14 protein-coding genes, 2 pseudogenes and 1 other annotated feature are annotated in these 17,871 nt (G+C 64.3%); of the genes and pseudogenes, 13 read left to right on the top strand and 3 right to left on the bottom strand.

The annotated features are described in order from the left end of the window. The first annotated feature begins 97 nt into the window (after positions 1–97). Both QX124_RS31085 and QX124_RS31080 read left to right on the top strand, forming a co-directional pair. Positions 98–1,396: an MFS transporter gene (locus QX124_RS31085; RefSeq protein ID WP_315799232.1), complete on the top strand. Its 1,299-nt coding sequence runs from the start codon at positions 98–100 to the stop codon at positions 1,394–1,396. Next, a complete protein-coding gene (locus QX124_RS31080) occupies positions 1,393–2,067 on the top strand; it encodes a GlcG/HbpS family heme-binding protein (RefSeq protein ID WP_315786489.1) in 675 nt (224 codons plus the stop codon). The genes QX124_RS31085 and QX124_RS31080 overlap by 4 nt, the downstream gene beginning before the upstream one ends. A gap of 67 nt (positions 2,068–2,134) precedes the next feature. Here QX124_RS31080 and QX124_RS31075 read toward each other — a convergent pair whose 3' ends face one another. Continuing rightward, complete coding sequence (locus tag QX124_RS31075) at positions 2,135–3,106, bottom strand: LysR substrate-binding domain-containing protein (protein WP_315799231.1); 972 nt, start codon at positions 3,104–3,106, stop codon at positions 2,135–2,137. Between the two features lie 156 nt (positions 3,107–3,262). On the opposite strand from QX124_RS31075, the gene QX124_RS31070 reads away from it, so the two are divergent. From QX124_RS31070 to QX124_RS31030, 9 genes are all read left to right on the top strand, one after another. Continuing rightward, a complete protein-coding gene (locus tag QX124_RS31070; RefSeq protein WP_315799230.1) occupies positions 3,263–4,717 on the top strand; it encodes an aldehyde dehydrogenase family protein in 1,455 nt (484 codons plus the stop codon). Between the two features lie 30 nt (positions 4,718–4,747). Next, positions 4,748–6,538 (top strand): thiamine pyrophosphate-binding protein, encoded by a 1,791-nt coding sequence (locus tag QX124_RS31065; RefSeq protein ID WP_315799229.1) that lies wholly within the window; start codon positions 4,748–4,750, stop codon positions 6,536–6,538. A gap of 42 nt (positions 6,539–6,580) precedes the next feature. Next, on the top strand, positions 6,581–7,819 hold the full coding sequence (locus tag QX124_RS31060) for an ABC transporter substrate-binding protein (RefSeq protein WP_315799228.1): 1,239 nt from the start codon (positions 6,581–6,583) through the stop codon (positions 7,817–7,819). 45 nt (positions 7,820–7,864) lie between these two features. Then, complete coding sequence (locus tag QX124_RS31055; RefSeq protein ID WP_315739227.1) at positions 7,865–8,734, top strand: branched-chain amino acid ABC transporter permease; 870 nt, start codon at positions 7,865–7,867, stop codon at positions 8,732–8,734. After that, positions 8,731–11,310 (top strand): branched-chain amino acid ABC transporter ATP-binding protein/permease, encoded by a 2,580-nt coding sequence (locus QX124_RS31050; protein ID WP_315799227.1) that lies wholly within the window; start codon positions 8,731–8,733, stop codon positions 11,308–11,310. The genes QX124_RS31055 and QX124_RS31050 overlap by 4 nt, the downstream gene beginning before the upstream one ends. A 70-nt stretch (positions 11,311–11,380) precedes the next feature. After that, positions 11,381–11,803, top strand: coding sequence for a cupin domain-containing protein (locus tag QX124_RS31045; protein WP_315744910.1), 423 nt, complete (start codon positions 11,381–11,383; stop codon positions 11,801–11,803). Positions 11,804–11,813: 10 nt separating this feature from the next. Then, entirely contained in the window at positions 11,814–12,803 is a 990-nt protein-coding gene (locus QX124_RS31040) for an NAD(P)-dependent oxidoreductase (protein WP_315799226.1), read from the top strand. Beyond that, positions 12,800–13,513, top strand: coding sequence for an SDR family oxidoreductase (locus QX124_RS31035; RefSeq protein ID WP_315776797.1), 714 nt, complete (start codon positions 12,800–12,802; stop codon positions 13,511–13,513). Before QX124_RS31040 ends, QX124_RS31035 begins: the two co-directional genes overlap by 4 nt. A 2-nt stretch (positions 13,514–13,515) precedes the next feature. After that, entirely contained in the window at positions 13,516–15,213 is a 1,698-nt protein-coding gene (locus QX124_RS31030) for an FAD-dependent oxidoreductase (protein WP_315799247.1), read from the top strand. A gap of 731 nt (positions 15,214–15,944) precedes the next feature. Here the strand turns inward: QX124_RS31030 and QX124_RS31025 are convergent. After that, complete coding sequence (locus QX124_RS31025) at positions 15,945–16,325, bottom strand: avidin/streptavidin family protein (RefSeq protein WP_315739233.1); 381 nt, start codon at positions 16,323–16,325, stop codon at positions 15,945–15,947. A gap of 101 nt (positions 16,326–16,426) precedes the next feature. Here QX124_RS31025 and QX124_RS31020 point away from each other — a divergent pair. Then, positions 16,427–16,592, top strand: a pseudogene (locus QX124_RS31020) (GMP synthase (glutamine-hydrolyzing)); the annotation flags it as partial. Positions 16,593–16,837: 245 nt separating this feature from the next. Here the strand turns inward: QX124_RS31020 and QX124_RS31015 are convergent. Further along, positions 16,838–17,133 (bottom strand): annotated as a pseudogene (locus QX124_RS31015) (IS3 family transposase); the annotation flags it as partial. Beyond that, positions 16,934–17,050, bottom strand: a sequence feature (AL1L pseudoknot). Its footprint overlaps the pseudogene before it by 117 nt. 235 nt (positions 17,134–17,368) lie before the next feature. Here QX124_RS31015 and QX124_RS31010 point away from each other — a divergent pair. Beyond that, positions 17,369–17,737 (top strand): hypothetical protein, encoded by a 369-nt coding sequence (locus QX124_RS31010; RefSeq protein ID WP_315739234.1) that lies wholly within the window; start codon positions 17,369–17,371, stop codon positions 17,735–17,737. Positions 17,738–17,871: the final 134 nt, after the last annotated feature.

The raw sequence follows: 17,871 nt of genomic DNA, 5'->3' as shown, positions 1-17,871 counted from the left end.
GTCCATGCGGCCACCCGATTGTACTGCACTCGCGCTTGTTCTCCCGGCCAACGAAGAAGCGCATCTGGTTCGCGTCCTGGCCTGAAAGTGAACGATCATGAAACTGGGCTGGTATTCCGAACTCGACGAGGTCGAACGCCGGACGTATTGGGCTTGCTTCGCGGGCTTTGGTCTCGATTCGTTGGATTCGACGATCTATGCGCTGGTCATCCCGGCGCTGATTGCAACAATCGGACTGACGCGCCCTGAAGCCGGCTATCTCGCGACCGCAGCCCTCGTCGGTGCAGCTGTCGGTGGCTGGGGCGGAGGGATCCTTGCCGATCGCATCGGCCGCATCAAGGTCCTGCAGCTGACGATCCTCTGGGTCGCCCTGTTCACGCTCGCATCGGCTTTTGCGACGGGCTTCAACTTCTTGCTGATCGTGCGTTTTCTCCAGGGCCTTGGCTACGGCGGTGAGGCGGCCGTGGGTGGCGTCCTGATCAGCGAGGTCGTCAGGCCCGCGCTGCGCGGCCGGGTGGCCGCGTCGGTGCAGAGCAGCTACGCGGTGGGTTATGCGATTTCCGTCGCGCTGCTCCCCGTGATTTCATCGCTGTTTCCTGAAGAGCTCGGCTGGCGCGTGTTCTTTGCGGTCGGGATCGCGCCGGCCTTTCTCGTGTTCTTCATTCGCCGCCTTGTGCCGGAGTCCGGGCTTTATCGTCAAAGCCGCGCGGACAAGACAGCCGGACTGCCGGCCTGGACGATCTTCACCAGGGCCCATGTGCGGCGTACCGTGGCGGCGGTCACGATGGCCACCGGCATTTTCGGCGGTGCCTATGTGATGATCACGTGGCTGCCGACCTATCTGCGCACCGTCCTCAACCTGACGGTGGGGAGCAGTGCAGGCTATCTTGCCATGAACATCCTGGGTTCGTTGGTCGGACCCTTGCTCTATGGCTGGCTTTCGGATCGCACGGGCCGGCGTCCCGCATTCATGATCTTCCTGCTATGCCAGGCCGTGAACGCGAGCATCTACCTGCTTGCTCCGATCGGCGCCAACACGACGATCCTGCTCAGCTTCTTTCTGGGCGCGTTCCAGGGTGGGTTGGCATCAGGAATGTTGCCGACCTTTGCCGAATTGTTTCCGACCGAGATTCGTGCGAGCGGGCAGGGCTTCTGCCTCGGCGGCGGGCGTGGGTTTGGCTCGGTCGTGCCTGCGACCGTGGGCGTGCTTGCTGCGTCGCATCCTCTTGGCTTGTCGATGGGCCTTTGCGCGCTCGCCGCCTATGGACTTGCTTTCATCGCCGCGATGGCTTTGCCCGAGACGAGCGGCGCTGACCTGCAGCGTATGACACCGTTGGAGATGCAAACAGGGCAGCCCGAAGATATCGGCAGCTTGGAAGCGCGGCGGTCGGAATGAAGCGTAGAGACGCGCCGGGTGCCGCCGGCGCGGAGCGCGCGCCAACGGAGGCAGAGAACGACACGCCTCGTCGAGTAAAACAAGGCGGCCAGGCTGGCCGACGAGCACGGAGAAAGCAACAGGGTCGGGAGGAAGACATGTACTATCGGACCATTTTGAGCATCATCGCATGCGTCGCAGCTTTGCACTTATCGAGCAGCCTCGCCCAGACATCGAACACCGACAACCCCAACGACGCGGTCGCGGATGCACTGAATCCGCCGCCTTATGGCGAGCCGATCAGCCTGGAGATGGCCAAGAAGGTGGCTGCTGCGGCCGTTGCCGAGACGACGAAGCGCAACTGGAACGCCTTCTGCATCTCCGTGGTCAATCCGAGCGGCGATCTGGTCTATTTCGAAAAGCAGGACAATTGCCAATATGCGTCGGTCGGCCTGTCTCAGCACAAGGCGCGCACGGCGGCACGTTATCGACGCCCCACGCTGGTGTTCGAGACGCTGCTCGGCAAAGGCGCGTATTTCGCCTATCTCGCCACGCTCGATGACGTGATCGCATCGCGGGGCGGCAATCCGCTGATGGTGGACGGCAAGATCATCGGTGCCGTCGGTGTGAGTGGTGGGTCGGGCGCCCAGGACAACGTCGTATCTCTGGCCGGGCAGGCGGCGCTGAAGTAGACGAGACCGGGCCGGGGGCGGATCGCGATGCCGTCGCGATCCGCCGGTCAGACGGTCGGCGCGTGCGCTAGGCCGCCGGCGGGATCGCGGAAGACATGGAGTCGTCGACCAGGCTGACGCCGCGCCATTGTCCGGATGTGACGAGCGTTCGCGCCGTATCCTGGAGCTCCTTGGCGACGGCGAGGGCTGCAGGCGCCAGCAGGTCTGGCTTGATTGAATAGACATAGTTGCGTCGCGTGATCCGGGCGTCCGAGATGGGCAGGGCGCGCCAGTCCTCGCTGCTTCGTCCTCCTGCCTGCAGCGCCGACATCGGCTTGATGGTGACTCCGATGCCCTCACCGACGCAGCTCATCACCAGCGAGAGCGAGTCGATCTCGGCGACCACATTCGGCGTGATGTTGCGCCGCTCGAACTCTGCAGCTACACGCCGGCGCAGGCCATGAGTTCCCGTCGGCAGGATCAGGGGCAGCTTTGCAACTTCCGCAACTGTGATGCTGCAACGGTGTTGCGGCACCAGCGGGCTGTCGGCAGGGAGAAGCACGAACAGTTCCTCGTCGAGCAGCGGAATCGCGTCGAGCTTGGACGACACGTCGTTGTTGAACAGGATGGCCAGGTCGAGCTGGCCAAGCCGCATCATGTGAGCGATGTGGCCGCTCATTCCCTCGACGACATTGAGCAGGATACCGGGATATTTGGCGCGGATGCACTTGGTGAGTGGCAGCCCGATCGCGAGCACGGTCGTTGCGGGTAAGCCGACCGACACCATGCCGCTCACCTCTGCCGAATCCTGGCGGGCAATCGACAGCGCATGGTCGAGCTGCCGCAGCATGAAACGGGCGTGATGGTAGAGCGCAAGGCCGTTCTCGGTCGGGATCACGCCGCGCGAGGAGCGCTGCAGCAAGGGCCTGCCCACTTCCTCCTCGAGCTTTGCGATCTGCTGGCTCAAGGCGGGCTGCGCAACGAACAGGCAGCGCGACGCCTTCGACAAACTGCCGCTCTCGACGATCTGGGCGAAATAGCGCAACTGACGCAAATCCATGGGCGGGCACCGCACTGCCGGGGAAGAACGAGACGTTTCCGCCGAGCTATATGCTCAGCTTATAGCAACTAATCCAAAACAGTATTTTTGCTAATGTCAATTTCTCTCTAAGGACGAGGGTAACAGGCGTAAGACCCCTTTGGGAGGAACCAGACGATGGCGGACGCTGCGGTTCAGAGACAGGCGTCGGCCGAACTGCCATCGTGCCGCCTCTTGATCGCCGGGGAATGGGTGAAGGGTACGCACACCGTAGCCGTGCTCGACAAATATCGCCTACAGCCAGCCATGTCCGCGCATCTGCCGTCGCGCGAGCAGGTCCGCACCTGCATGATCGCCGCGGAGCGGGCGTTCCAAGCCAATGTGCTGACGCCCTATGATCGCGGCCTCATCCTCGATCGCGCTGCGGTCGAGCTAGAGAAGCGTGCGTCGGAGCTGGTGGAGGTGCTGCGCCAGGAGGCGGGCTTTCCACGCCGCGATGCAATGGGCGAACTCCAGCGCTGTGCGACGACGTTTCGGCTCTCCGCCGAAGAGGCGCGGCGGCTGGCCGGCGAGATGGTGCCGATGGAGGGAGCAGCTGGCCAGAAAGGCCGTATCGGTTTCACCATCCGTGTGCCGCTCGGCGTCGTGGCCGCGATTACGCCGTTCAATGCTCCGCTCAATACGGTGGCGCACAAGGTTGCGCCTGCACTGGCGGCTGGTAACGCCGTGGTGCTGAAACCGTCGCTGCATACGCCGATGACGTCCTGCATCATGGCCGAGTGCCTGATCGCAGCCGGTCTGCCATCGGGCCTAATGTCGGTAGTCCATGGCGATAGCGAGGTTGCCGATTGGCTGATGAGCGAAGCTGCCGTGAAGTTCTTCGCTTTCACCGGCAGCACAGAAATTGGCCGCATCATCCAAAGCAAGGCGGGACTACGCCGAACCCAGATGGAGCTCGGCTCGATCTCGCACTGCCTGATCTGCGAGGACGCCGACCTCGATATTGCACTGCCGAAGGTCGTCAACGCCGGCTTCCGCAAGGCCGGCCAGGTCTGCACATCGATCCAGGTGCTGCTGGTGCAGCGTTCGCTGATAGGGCAGGTCGAGCAGAGACTTTCAGAGCTCGTTGCCGGGCTGCCCTACGGAGACCCCGGCGAGGACGACACCGTGGTGGGTCCCGTCGTCAGCGAGGCCGCGGCTCAGCGCATCGAGGCCTGGATCGCGCTGGCTGAGCAGAACGGCGCGCGGCGTCTGGTCGGTGGCGCGCGGGCGGGCGCCGTGATTCCTCCGACACTGCTCACGAATGTCGACAAGGCGACGCCGCTCGGCTGCCAGGAAGTGTTCGGGCCTGTGATGTGCGTCGCGCCGTTCGATGTGCTGGACGAGGCAATCGCGCGCGTCAACGATACACCCTATGGGCTTGCCACGGGCATTTTCACAAAGCGCTTGGACGAAGCTCTGCAGGCCGCGCGGCAATTGCAAGTCGGTGGCGTTCACATCAACGAGACGCCGAGCTCCCGCGTGGACCTCATGCCGTATGGCGGATCCAAGGATTCCGGGTTCGGCCGCGAAGGGCCGCATTACGCCATCCGCGAAATGAGCGAAGAGCGCATCGTGACGATCCTCGCATGACGCGGACCGCTACCTGACAAGGATCTGACCATGACCAAGATGAAGGGCGGCGAAGTCATCGCCGAATATCTCGTCAAGCAGAAGGTGCCTTTCGTGATCGGCATCTGCGGCCACGGCAACGTCGGCATCCTTGACGCGCTCTACCAGGTCCGTGATCGCGTCAAGCTGGTGTCGCCCCGCCACGAGCAATGCGCCGGTCATATGGCCGACGCCTATTTCCGCGTCAAGCACAGTCCGGTCGCGACCCTGACGTCGACCGGGCCGGGCTCGGCCAACATGGTGATGTCGCTCGCGACTGCGCTGTCGGACTCCTCGAGCTTCCTCGCGATCACCGCCAACGTTCCGACGTCGCAGGCCAACCGCGCACCGTTCCAGGAATTGTACGCGCACAACCAGGCCGATTTCGCCCAGGTGCTGCGCCCGGTGGTGAAACGCTCGTTCCAGCCGAGCCGCGTCGACATGCTGCCGCTGGCGCTGCGCCAAGCCTTCGACACCATGGTCACGGGACGTCCCGGCCCGGTCAATCTCGATATCCCGTACAATGTTTTCCAGGAGGAGGCCGACGTCGAGCTGCCGGCGCTGTCGCATGTTCACGGCAGTCACCGGCCGAGTGCGAGCGAGGCCGACGTCACCAAGGCGCTCGATCTGATCGAAGCCGCCAGGCGGCCGGTGTTCTTCATCGGGCAGGGCACGACCCTCTCGGAAGCCGGCCCTGAGATCAGTGCGTTGCAGAGCCGCTACGGCATTCCGGTCATCACCTCGCCTAATGGCATGGGCTGCGTGCCGTCGGATGATCCACTGACGCTCGGCTTCATCGGCCGCAACGGCGCTTATCCCGCCAACCAGGCCGGCCGTCATGCCGATCTCGTGCTCTGCATCGGAACGCGTTTCGACGATCGCTCGTCGTCGAGCTGGCACCAGGGCTATTCCTGGAATTTCCCGTCGACCAGGCTGCTGCAGGTCGACATCGATCCGGCGGAGCTCGGCCGCAACTATCCGCCGACGCTCGGCATCATCGCCGACGCCAAGACCTTCGCCGGGCAACTGCTCGCGACGCTGGAGCGTCGCCCCGCGATCCGCCGCGAAAATTTCGCGGCGTGGCGCGACCAGATCGGGACCTGGAAGGCGGAGTGGGAGGCGTTCGTGCGGCCGCACTTCAGCGCCGACACCACGCCGATCCGGCCGGAATATGTCGTCGGCGCCCTGCAGGACGTGCTGCCGGACGACGTCATCCTGTCGCTCGACTCCGGCGTGCATCACAACTGGTTCATGCAGTTCTGGCAGCCGAAGCGGCCGCAGAGCATGATGAACAGCTGGGGTTTTTCGTCGATGGGGTTCGGCGTCTGCGGCGTGCTCGGCGCGCAGCTGGCCGCGCCCGACCGTCCCTGCGTCGCGGTGGTCGGCGACGGCGGCTTCATGATGGCGCCATATGTCGTCGCCACTGCCGTCGAATATGACCTGCCGTGCGTCTGGATCGTCTGGAACAACTTCGCCTGGAGCGCGATCCGCGATTTGCAGTATGGCCTGTTCGAGGGCCGCGAGCTCGGCACCGCGTTCTATCGCGGCAATCAGGGGCCCGGCGGGGATCGCTACAACCCCGACTTTGCCGCCTGGGCGCGCGCCTGCGGCGCTGACGGCGTGACAGTGACCCGCAGCGCCGACCTGTGCGGTGCAGTCGAGACCGCGATCAAGAACCGCCGCCCCTGCGTGATCGATCTGCATGTCGACGCCGAGGTGCGCCCGCCATCGACGGGCACCTGGGAGCTGCCGCCGATCCCATTCAAGGAGCCGGTGTTCGGCAAGCCTTACAAACGCGACTGACGATACAAAACAAAGATAACAACATCGAGAGGGAGGAGCACCATGTTGAAGCGTGATCTGAACCGGCGATCTTTCATGCGCGCGTCGGCCGGCGTGGCTGCCGCATCCGTGCTCGGCGTCGGCGGTCCCGCGCGAGCCCAGTCCGATGGGCCCGTCCGCATCGGCATGATCTATGCCAAGCAGGGGCCGGGCGCCTCGATCGGTGAGTACCTGCAACGCGGCAGCGCGCTTGCGGTCGAGCAGGCCGGCAGCAAGGTGCTGGGTCGCCCGATCGAGCTGGTCTGGCTCGACGAGCCCAATCCCCAGGTGTCGCAGCAGAACATGCAGCGGCTTGTCGACGAGAGCAAGGTGGTCGCCGTGGTCGGCGGCAACTACTCGTCCTCGGCGCTCGCCATGATGAGCGTTGCCAATCGCGAGAAGGTGCCGCTGATCCTGACCGGCGCCGCGGCCAGCGAGATCACCGGCAAGAGCTGCAGCAAGTACACGTTCCGCACCCAGGCGACCGTGCCGGTTCAGATGGCCGGCCTGATGCCATACGTCTCCAGCATCGGCAAGAAGGTCTATTTCATCACGGCGTCATATGCCTTCGGCCAGGACATCCTGCGCGCCTCGCGCGCGATGCTGAAGCAGGTCGGCGCCACCGAGGTCGGGGTCGACGAGGTGCCGATCAACACCGCGGACTACAGCTCCTACATCCTCAAGATCCGCCAGGCCAAACCGGACGTGATCGTCGGCGGCCTGGTGGGCGGCGACTTCTCCAACTTCCTGAAGCAGTGGAACGAGATGGGGATGAAGGACAAGATCCCCTATGCGGCGGTCGCCGTCACGGACACCGACTTCTGGGACGTCGGGCCGCAGGCCTCGACCGGCATCTACATCAAGCCGTGGTACTACAACAATCCGAAGAATACCGCCGCCGAGCAGAAGCTGATCGAGGATTTCAAGAAGAAGTACAATCAGCCACCATCGGACAAGACGTGGTCGGGCTGGATCGGCATGCGGGCGCTGTTGGAATCGATCGAGGCGGCGAAATCGACCGAGGCCGCTCAGCTCGTGGCGCATCTCGAGCAGTGGAAGAACACCGAAGGCGAGTTTCCGTTCTTCTTCCGCGACTGGGATCACCAGCTGGTGCGCCCGGCCGTCATCGTCCAGATCAAGAAGCAGATCACCGACAAGTTCGACTATTTCGACGTGCTGAAGAACACCTCGGCGACCGCCGAGGAGACGGCGAAGGCGTTCGGTACCAAGGAGGATATCGGCTGCAGCCTGCCGTCGCTGTGAGGCGGGGCGATCCCGGTTCCTGCAGCGCACCGGCAGGCTCGAACGATGCTCGACACTCTCGTCTCCCAGGCGGCCAATGGACTCGTGCTCGGCTTCATCTACGTGCTGATCGCCGTAGGCCTGTCGATCACCTTCGGCCTGCTCGGCGTCATCAACTTCGCGCATGGCGCCTTCTTCGCGCTGGGGGCCTACGTGGCCTGGCAGCTGTTCCAGCTATTCGGCTGGAGCGCCGTGATCCTGGCGCCTCCGGTGGTCGGGCTGATCGGCATGGCTGTGGAGGTGACGATCATCCGCCGCCTCTACGGCAAGGAGCCGTTGCTCAGCCTGATCGTGACCTTTGCGCTGGCGCTGCTGATCGAAGCGGTGATCCGCTATGCATGGGGCGCCGACGGCAAGCCGTTCAATCCGCCGCCGGCCTTTGCAGGGATCGTTGAAGTTGGTCCTCTCCTGATCACCAAATATCGCGTGGCCGTGCTCGGCGCGACAACCGCGACCTTGCTCGGCCTATGGGGCTTCCTGGCGTTCACACCCTATGGCCGGATCCTGCGTGCCGGCAGCCGGGACCCGGAGATGGTGGAGTTGCTCGGCATCAATCTGCCGCGGGTGCTCACCGCGGTCTTCGGGCTCGGCTGCATGCTGGCGGCGATCGCTGGGGTGCTGGCCGCGCCGCTGTGGACGGTGTCGCCGTCAATGGCTGCCAATGCGGTGATGCCAGCGTTTGTGATCGTGGCCATCGGAGGGCTCGGCTCCTTTCGGGGCGCAGTGGTCGCCGGACTCGCGGTTGGAATCGTCACCTCGCTGACCATTCAGTTCTGGCCAGAGGCCGCCGCCGCATCGATGTATGCCTTGATGTTCGCGATCATGCTGCTGCGGCCGCGCGGACTATTCGGCGAGCGCTGGGAGCGTTTCGAATGACGACGGCCAAGCCCGTGCTGCAGCGGCTCGCAAGTCACCCGGTGCTCGTGGCGGTCGCGATACTGGCGCTCGCCTCCGGCATCGCGCTCGCTGTGGGCATGCCGATCCATCGCGTGACCCAGATCGCGATCTACACGCTCTACGGCGCGGAGGTAAACTTTCTGATCGGCTATCTCGGCCTGGTGCCGTTCGGCGCCTCTTTTTTCTTCGGCTGTGCGAGCTATGCGCTGGCAATCGGCCTGGGCTTCATGCCGGCCGCCAATGAAATCACCGGTCTGGCGATCGCGGTGGCATTTTCGCTGCTGCTGGCGCTGATCGTCGGCGCCATCATCCTTCGCCGGCGCGGACTCTACTTTTCGCTGCTGACGCTGGCGTGCTCCCAGATCGCGTTCGAGATTGCGTTCAAATGGACCTCGGTGACCGGAGGCGAGAACGGCCTGCAGAACGTCGCGCGTCCGCTGTTTCGCTCCGCGCTTGCCTTCCACGGGTTCACGCTCGTCGTGGTGATCGGGTCGTTGTGGATGATGTGGCGGCTGGCGCATGCGCCGTTCGGCCGACTGATGCAGGCGTTGCGCGACAATGAGCAGCGGGTCGCAAGCCTGGGTTTCGACACCTACCGTACCAAGCTGATTGCGCTCGTCATTGCCGGCGGCGGCATCGGCGTCGCCGGAGGTTTGATGGCGCTGCTGCTGCAGGGCGTCTACGCCAACAATCTGAACTGGGAGCATGCCGGCGATCCGGTGCTGATGGCGGCGCTGGGCGGCGTGCATCATTTCCTGGGGCCGTTGTGGGGCGCCATCGTCTTCATCGTTTTGGAGGACCGGCTCAGCGCCATCACGGAGAATTGGTGGCTGGTCTTCGCCCCCATCATCATCGCCTTCGCGCTGCTGTCAGATGAGGGCATTCACGGCATCTTCCAGCGCATCGCCGGCCGCAGCCGCTGGACCCTGACGCGCAATGTCATTCCATCGCGGCCGCGCGACATCGTTCCTTACGCGCCGGATCGTGCACGCCAGGCTGCGGCGACGGCCTCAGAGGTGCCAATTCTTGCGATCCGCAACCTGTCCAAGCATTTCGGCTCGATCGTGACCCAGAACGACGTGTCCTTCGAGATGAGCCGGACCGGACTGCACAGCCTGATCGGCCCCAACGGCGCCGGCAAGACCACGTTGTTCAATCTGCTGACCGGTGTGCTCCGGGCCAACGCCGGCACCATCCTGTTCGAGGGCATGCCCATCGATCAGCTGTCGCCGTACAAGCGCGCGCGGCTCGGCATCGCCCGCTCGTTCCAGATCCTGAGCGTCTTTCCCAACCTCACCGCGTTCGAGAACGTGCGTATCGCGGTGCAGGCTGCCAACCGGCAATGGACGGGTCTTTGGCGCGATGCCTATGACGATGCGGCTGCAAACGCGAAGGTGTGGTCGCTGCTCGATGCCGTAGGCCTCGCCGATCGAGCCGCCGAGCTTTGCTCCGCGCTGGCGCATGGTGAGAAGCGGCTCTTGGAGATCGCGGTGTCGCTCGCGATCGATGCCAAGCTCCTTCTGCTCGACGAGCCGCTGGCCGGTCTGGCGGAGTCGGACCGCAAGATCGTAGGCGAGTTGATCATGCGGCTGGCGAAGTCCCACGCCGTGCTGCTGATCGAGCATGACATCGACCGCGTGCTGGCCATGTCCGACCGCATCACGGTGTTGCATCAGGGGCGGCTGATCGCCGACGGCGAGCCGGCGGAGGTGGCGGCGCATCCCGAAGTTGTCACGGCCTATCTCGGCACAGCCCGTGGCCAAGTCGCGGCGGCTCCGTCGCGGGCGACCAATGTGACGCCGCTTCCCGGCAGCGCCGCCGCCGAGCCGCTGCTCAGGCTCGAGGGCGTGCGCGCCGGCTACGGCGGTGGCACCGTGCTCGACGGGCTCGACCTGGCCGTGCGGCCTGGCGAAGTGGTGGCGCTGCTAGGGCGCAACGGCGTCGGCAAGACCACCGCGCTGCGGGCCATCACAGGCACGGTGCCGGCGAGCGGCGGTCGCATCACGTTCGACGGCAGGCAGCTCAACCGGCTACGGCCGGACGAGATCAACCGTCTTGGCATCTCGCTGGTGCCGGAAGGGCGCCGGCTGTTTCCGAACCTGACCGTACAGGAGAATCTCAAGCTCGCGACCCGCGCCGGCGGCGCGTCGCTCGACGACGTGTTCGATCTGTTCCCGAAGCTGCGCATCCTGCACAAGGCGCGTGCCGAAAATCTCTCCGGCGGCGAGCGGCAGATGGTGGCGATCGCGCGCGCGTTGATGGTGCCGAGCCGGTTGATTCTGCTCGACGAGCCGTTCGAGGGCTTGGCGCCCGCCGTGGTGCAGGAGGTCCGCGACGCCGTGTCCAAATTGAGGTCGCGCGCGAGCCTCGTCATCGTGGAGCATCATGCCGAGAGCGTGCTGGCGATGGCGGACCGCGCCTATGTGCTGGTGAATGGGCGCGTGGCCCATGTCGGCGATGCTGCCGCGCTCGCGGCCGATCACGAGCTGCAAGGGCGTTTGCTTGGCATCACTCAGACCGCTGATGCAGTGCAACGCGCGGCAAACGGGTCATGAGCAGCTGCGAGTTCGTGACCATCGGCATCTGCTGGCCGGCCAAATCTGAACCTTCCTGAGGAGATGAGACATGACCATCGTCGTTCCCGGACCGAACGCCTACGCGAATGCGGCGACAGAGAAGAAGGCGGTGACGCGCAATCTCGCCGAGATGTTCTGGACCCAGTATCCAGGCCACTACAATCAGGCGCTGTCCAAGGCGATCGTGACACCGGATACTACAGGCAGCCGCTTCTTCGACTATCGCATCTCCTCCTACGAGCCCGGCGCGCATGTCGAGAGCCATTCCCACAAGGTGCAGGAGCAGATCTATCACGTGCTGTCGGGCGAGGGCATCCTGATCCTCGATGGCGAGCGCCGGCTGGTCCGTGCCAACGACGTCACCTACATTCCGCCGGGCGTGGTGCACGAATTCCACTGCACCGGCAACGACCCGCTGCTGTTCCTCGTGATCACCAGCCCGCCGACCGACGAGGAGCCGGCGCCGCGGTGAGGGGCCGGGCATGACCACGAGCAAGACCATTCTGGTCACCGGCGCCTGCGGCTGGCTCGGCACGGCCATCGCGCAGGCGCTGCTCGCGCGCGGCGATCGCGTCGTCGCCATCGACCTGGTGGTCTCGCCGGCCATGGCCGCACTCGCCTCGCAACAACAGCTACTCGTCAACGCTGCGATCGATCTCGGCGAATGGCATGAAGTGCTGCGAGCGTTCCAGACATTCCGTCCCGATGCAGTCATTCATGCCGCCGCGGTGGTCGGTGTGGTTCAGGCCGCTGACATTCCGTTGAAGGCGCTGCGGGTCAATGTCGAGGGCGCGATCAACCTGTTCGAGGCGATGCGGCTCTCCGGCGTCAGGCGCGTCGTGCAGATCTCGACCGAGGAGACCTATGGCGACTTCCAATCCGCCGTGATCGACGAGGAGCACCCGCAGAAGCCGGCCAGCGTCTACGGCGTGACCAAGCTCGCAGCCGAGCACTATGGTCGCGTCTATTCGCGCGATCACGGTCTCGAATGCATCAATGTGCGGACCTGCTGGGTCTACGGACCGCATCTGCCGCGCCTGCGCATGCCCCGCACCTTCATCGAAGCCGCATTGCGCGGCGAGCCATTCCATCAGGAGGACGGCGGCAATCTCGCGGTTGATCAGGTTTATATCGACGATACCGTGGCTGGCGTGCTGCTCGCGCTCGACAAGCCGCGTCACAGCTTCGACGCCTATAATGTTGCGACCGGTATGGCACCGACGCTGCGCGACACGGCCGACGCCGTCAATCGCGCCATTCCCGGTGCGAGAATCACGGTCGGCGACACCGGTCCCTATCATCATGGCGGCCGCGTGCTGAGCGCCGTCAAGGGCGCGCTCGATATCGGCCGCGCCAAAGCGGAGCTCGGCTACCAGCCGCGCTACGATCTGCAAAAAGGCATCGAGGCGACGATCGAAGCGACGCGGGCCGCGATGGCGAAGACACCATCTCCATCAAGGAATCGAAAATGACCACTTCTTCTCCGATCGTTCTCATCTTCGGCGGCTCCCGCGGCATCGGCGCCGCCTGCGCGCGGGCTTTTGCCGTCGCCGGCTGGCAGGTGGCCTCGACCTACGCCACCCACCACCCGTCGGACGGAGGGCCCGGCAGACAATACAAGGTCGACATTCGCGATGCCGCGTCGGTCGCGCAGGTCTTCGCTCAAGTTGCCGCCGACCTCGGTGCTGCGCCGCAGGCCGTCATTGCCAACGCCGGCATCAACGTGCCGGCAGGCCCGCTCGCGAGCTTCAGGCCGGAGGACTTTCGGCTGCTGATGGAGGTCAACGTCCTGGGTGCCTTCAACGTGCTGGCGGAGGCAGCGCGGCGCGTGCGCGACGGCGGCGCCATCGTCGCGATCACGACATCGCTGGTCCGCCACGCGGTGCCGGGCACCGGGCCCTATGCGGCGACCAAGGCAGCGGTCGAGAGCCTGGTGCGGTCGATGGCGAAGGAGCTCTCGGCGCGCGGGGTTCGCGTCAATGCGGTGGCGCCCGGTCCCGTCGACACCGATCTTTTCAATGCCGGCAAGACCGAGGAGGCCAAGCAGCGCATGGCGGCGTTGAGCCCGTTCAATCGCATCGGCAAGCCGGGCGAGATTGCGGAGGTGGTGCGCTTCCTGGCCTCCGGCGAGGCCTCCTGGATCCAGGGCCAGATCGTGCAGCCCAATGGCGGCATGGTGTGAGCATGACGGCGGCGCTGCACGCCGGCGAGACGTTCGATGTCGTCGTCGTCGGAGCCGGCGCGGGCGGCATGACGGCGGCAACCATCGCCGCGGCTGACGGCTGCTCGGTGCTGCTGCTGGAGCAGGCCGAATTCGTCGGCGGCACCACCGCCATCTCCGGCGGCATGGTCTGGATTCCTGCCAATCACAAGGCGGCCGCGGAGGGGCGGGCGGATACGCTGGAGGCGGCGCGCACGTATTTGGACCGGACCGTGCCGGGGCAGGACCGCACGCGGCTCGAGACATTCCTTGCATTCGGCGACGAAGCCTTGCGCGATCTCGAGGTCCGCACTGCGCTGCGGCTGCAGCCGGTGCCGACCTATCCGGATTATTATCCCGACCTGCCCGGTGCCACCGCGGGAGGCAGGGTGCTGGAGCCGCTGCCATTCGATGCGCGCGGCCTCGGCGACGCCTTTGCGCTGCTGCGCGATCCGTTGCCGGAGTTCATGCTGTTCGGCGGCATGATGATCAGCCGCCAGGATATCCCGCATCTGCGCCGTGCCAGCCGATCGTTGCGCTCGGCCCTGCATGCGGCCAGGTTGATCGTGCGCTATGGCCTTCAGCGGCTCACGGCGCGGCGCGGCACGACGCTTTATCTCGGCAACGCGCTGGCGGCGCGGCTGCTGCGCTCGGCACTCGATCGTGGCGTCGTGATACGCACCGGCACCTCCGTCCAGCAGCTTGAGGCCGACGCGCAGGGCAGGGTCTCGAGGCTCGAAATTATCGATCGCTCCGGCCGCTCCTGGATCACCGCAAGGCGCGGCGTGGTGCTCGCGACCGGCGGGCTGTCGCATGATGCCGAGCTGCGCCGCTGCTATGTGCCTGAGGCCGCCGGCCTGCTGTCGGCCACCGTCGACCCCGGCGCCGCACCACGCGGTGCGCGGCTGGCCATGGCCCTGGGCGCGTGCCTGTCGGCGCCGACGAAAGCAGGCGCGTTCTGGGTGCCGGCTTCGACCTTCACACGGGCCGACGGCAGCCGTGGCGTCTTCCCGCACACGGTCACCGACCGCGCCAAGCCCGGCCTGATCGCGGTCGATGGCACCGGCCGCCGCTTCGTCAACGAGGCGGTGTCCTACCACGAGTTCGTGCGCGCGCAGCTCAGGCACGCGACGGCTGTTCCTGCCTGGCTGATCTGCGATCGCCGCTTCCTGTGGAGATACGGCCTCGGCAAGATCAAGCCGTTCACGCGCTCTGTCGCGCGTGATGTCGCTGCCGGCTATCTCAAGCGTGCCGACAGTCTGGACGCGCTCGCGGAGACGATCGGCGTCCCGGCGCAGGCGCTGACTGCAACCGTCTACCAGTTCAACGCCGGTGCGGTGCGCGGCGAGGATCCCGCCTTCGGCCGCGGCGGCAACATCTATCAGCGTGCGCTCGGCGACGCCGATCAGCATCCCAATCCCTGCGTCGCGCCGATCCTGGAGCCGCCTTTCCATGCCGTCGCGGTTTATCCGGCCGATCTCGGCATGTCTGCGGGCCTCGTCACCGATGCGCGCGGGCGGGTGTTGCGCGCGGATGGCTCATCCATTCCTGGCCTGTTCGCCTGTGGCAACGACATGGCCTCGATCATGGAAGGGGCCTATCCCGGGCCCGGAATCACGTTGGGTCCGGCGCTGGTCTTCGGCTGGCTCGTGGGCAGGAATGTCGCCGGCGGGAATGTTTGAGGGCTCTCATGCTCTTGAGCTCGCTCCAGGCATGGCTCGATGTGACCTCTCGAAGCCTGGAGGCATGAGAACGACTTGGTCACACTTCGCGGCTTGTGAAAGTCGGCCACGGGTTGTTGCCTGAAGTGGGGACGCGGCAGTGGTTAGGAGGACTGTTGTCGTTGTCCAGGGTGGGGTGGCCTTCCCCACCCGCCGCCCGGCCAACGCACGTAACTGGCTCGCTGGCGTAGTCGCGCCGCTTCGGATCCCCGCCGGCTCGCTGCTATATCGCGTGCAACACGGGATCAACTTGGGAAGTTTGCAATTGACGAACGACTCGGGGCTGCTCGAGTAGCGGACAGTGCTCGTATTTGGGCAACTCGAGATGATATGGTTGCACGTCCCCGTAACGAGGCGACTTGAGCATCATGCGCCTCTGCAGCCTTTTCCTGATATCGCCTGGCCGACGCGCTGCTTTCGGAGTTGAATTGTCGTTCCCGCTCAGCTCTCATTCATGAGCGGCTGGCACCAAGGTTGGAAGTTGCTCATTGCCGTGTAGGCAATAGCAGCCGATAGTTGCCGAACGGGCGCTCGGCATGAGCGCACAAGATATTCCTGTGGAATCAAGATCAAACCAAATCGTCGGTCTCGCGATCGGCGCCCTGAAACGATACCTGCGCAAAAGCCTTCAAGATCAATGCCTTAATCTAGCACGAGGCAATTGAGTGGGAGTAGGGGGCGGCAGCGGGTCGTTAGACCCGCCAGAATGTGTCGGCTCCGGCGTTGATGGATTCCCATTCGCTGCCGTCGGGAACAGCTTTCGTCATCTGCCATAGTGTCACCAGCCGCGGCCCGTCCTGGTCTTCAATATGCTGCCCGACCCACGACGTGATCGAGTCTAGTCCGTTCCAATTCACGGAGAAGGCCACAAGCTTGCCGCTCACCCAGCCGACCAAGGGACCTTCCGCCGCAATCTGGCCGGCGTCGTTCTTATAACTCTTGTAGTGCCCCGTGAGAGTTGCCCCATTCTGATCTAGGTGCATCTCTGACCGGAGCTCATTTTTCCAGTCGCCGCCGATGTTCAGTGGTTCTGTTGCGGGCATTGAACGCGAGAGTGCTGGCTCAAGGCGCATAGAGTGTGTCCTCCTGGTTGTTTTATGCTAACCTGGCACGTCTTGGGTCACTTGGGAAGACTGATCGAGCGCCGAGCAGCAGCCGAACGTGTGACCACTGCGTTGGCCCACGCGCAGCGACCCCCGACCGATAGCACGACCGTGGACTTCTATCCGTTCGACATGACGTTTCTGGGTAGCGTCGCGACGCGCATCATCAATGAGGTAAAGGGCATGAACCCGGTGGTTTATGACGTGACGAGCAAGCCGCCGGGAACGATCGGGTAGGAGTGAGGGCGTAGGCAGCCTTGAGATCATGGGTCTCGAGAAGCGCAAGTATTTCGCGCCCTCACTGAAGTTGGCTGCGGCCTGATCAAAGCTGGCGCCAATCTAGACCTGCACTCAAACAAAATGGGAATAGCTCCGCGCTAAAGAAAGCAGAACGACCAGACGTATCGTCAGCATAGGCTCCACTTCAGCCTAAAATAACGCGGATAGGCCGCAATCAGACGATTGGTGCTCCGTCGATGATTTCGTACCAGATCAATCTTCAGCCCGGCGTCCTGCTCAGCGCGCGCCGACAGCTTGGTCGGATCGCGCCGCTTGGCCTCATGGGCGTGGTAGGTCGAAGGGGCGATCGGCAAGACCTTGCAGATCGGCTCGACCCCATATGTCCCACGGTGATCGTCGATGAAGGCGATCATGGCTTGGACCGGCGGTCGAGCTCCGCCGTCGCAAAATAGGCGCTTGCCTTGCGCAGGATCTCATTGGCCTGCCGAAGCTCACGGTTCTCCCGTTCCAGGGCCTTCAGCCTCTCGGCCATGTCGGTCGGAACGGTTCAGTGGCGCGATCAGGGTGCAGGCTCTCAATGAAATTGCCAATGCCGCGCCAAAAAATGGGCACGGGACTTCGGCCGATGTCGCACGCCGAGATTTGGACGAGCTCTTGCGTTGTCTGCCTGACTTGCGCCCAGTTTCTCGGCTGTCAAAGCAGGCATTCCTCATCGTCCCAAGTGGTTAGGGTGAGGCGATCAATCGTTCAATCCGGCCCGGAGAGCCGTCGTCATGAAGAAGTTCATAATGTTCATCTGTCTCGCTCTGCCGAGTGTGTCCGCCGCCGCTGAAGTCGGATCGAAGGATCTGATCGTCGCAAGCATCAACGACTGCCTGAAAGAAGCCGTGAGCGCCGGGGGCCTGGAAGACGGCGGTGACGCCATCATTCTTGCCTGCAAAGGCGATAAGGCACACGTCCTGTTCAACATGCTGGGCGGGAAGATCCGAGCCGAGATCGTGCAGGACAAGAATGGTAAATTTGAGAACAGGCCGTTCGGCAACAACACCTGCTACCACCGGATTGAAGATGCAGGCGGCAAGACCTCTGACGAGTTCCGATGTGATCTGGTCCTCGTCACAGGGGATGTCTTCAAGAATTAGCGAGATCAGCCGAGCGATCTGGGCTTGATCAACCCGGGTGGATTACGGTGACAGTGCTGGACTGCACCCCTGAAGTGAGACACGATAATTTCTGTGACAGTGGGGTTGCCACGACGACTATCGTGCCTTGTTTT

The sequence above is a fragment of the Bradyrhizobium sp. SZCCHNRI3043 genome (assembly GCF_032377735.1).
Classification (GTDB): Bacteria; Pseudomonadota; Alphaproteobacteria; order Rhizobiales; family Xanthobacteraceae; genus Bradyrhizobium.
This window is presented reverse-complemented; position numbering and strand designations above follow the sequence as displayed.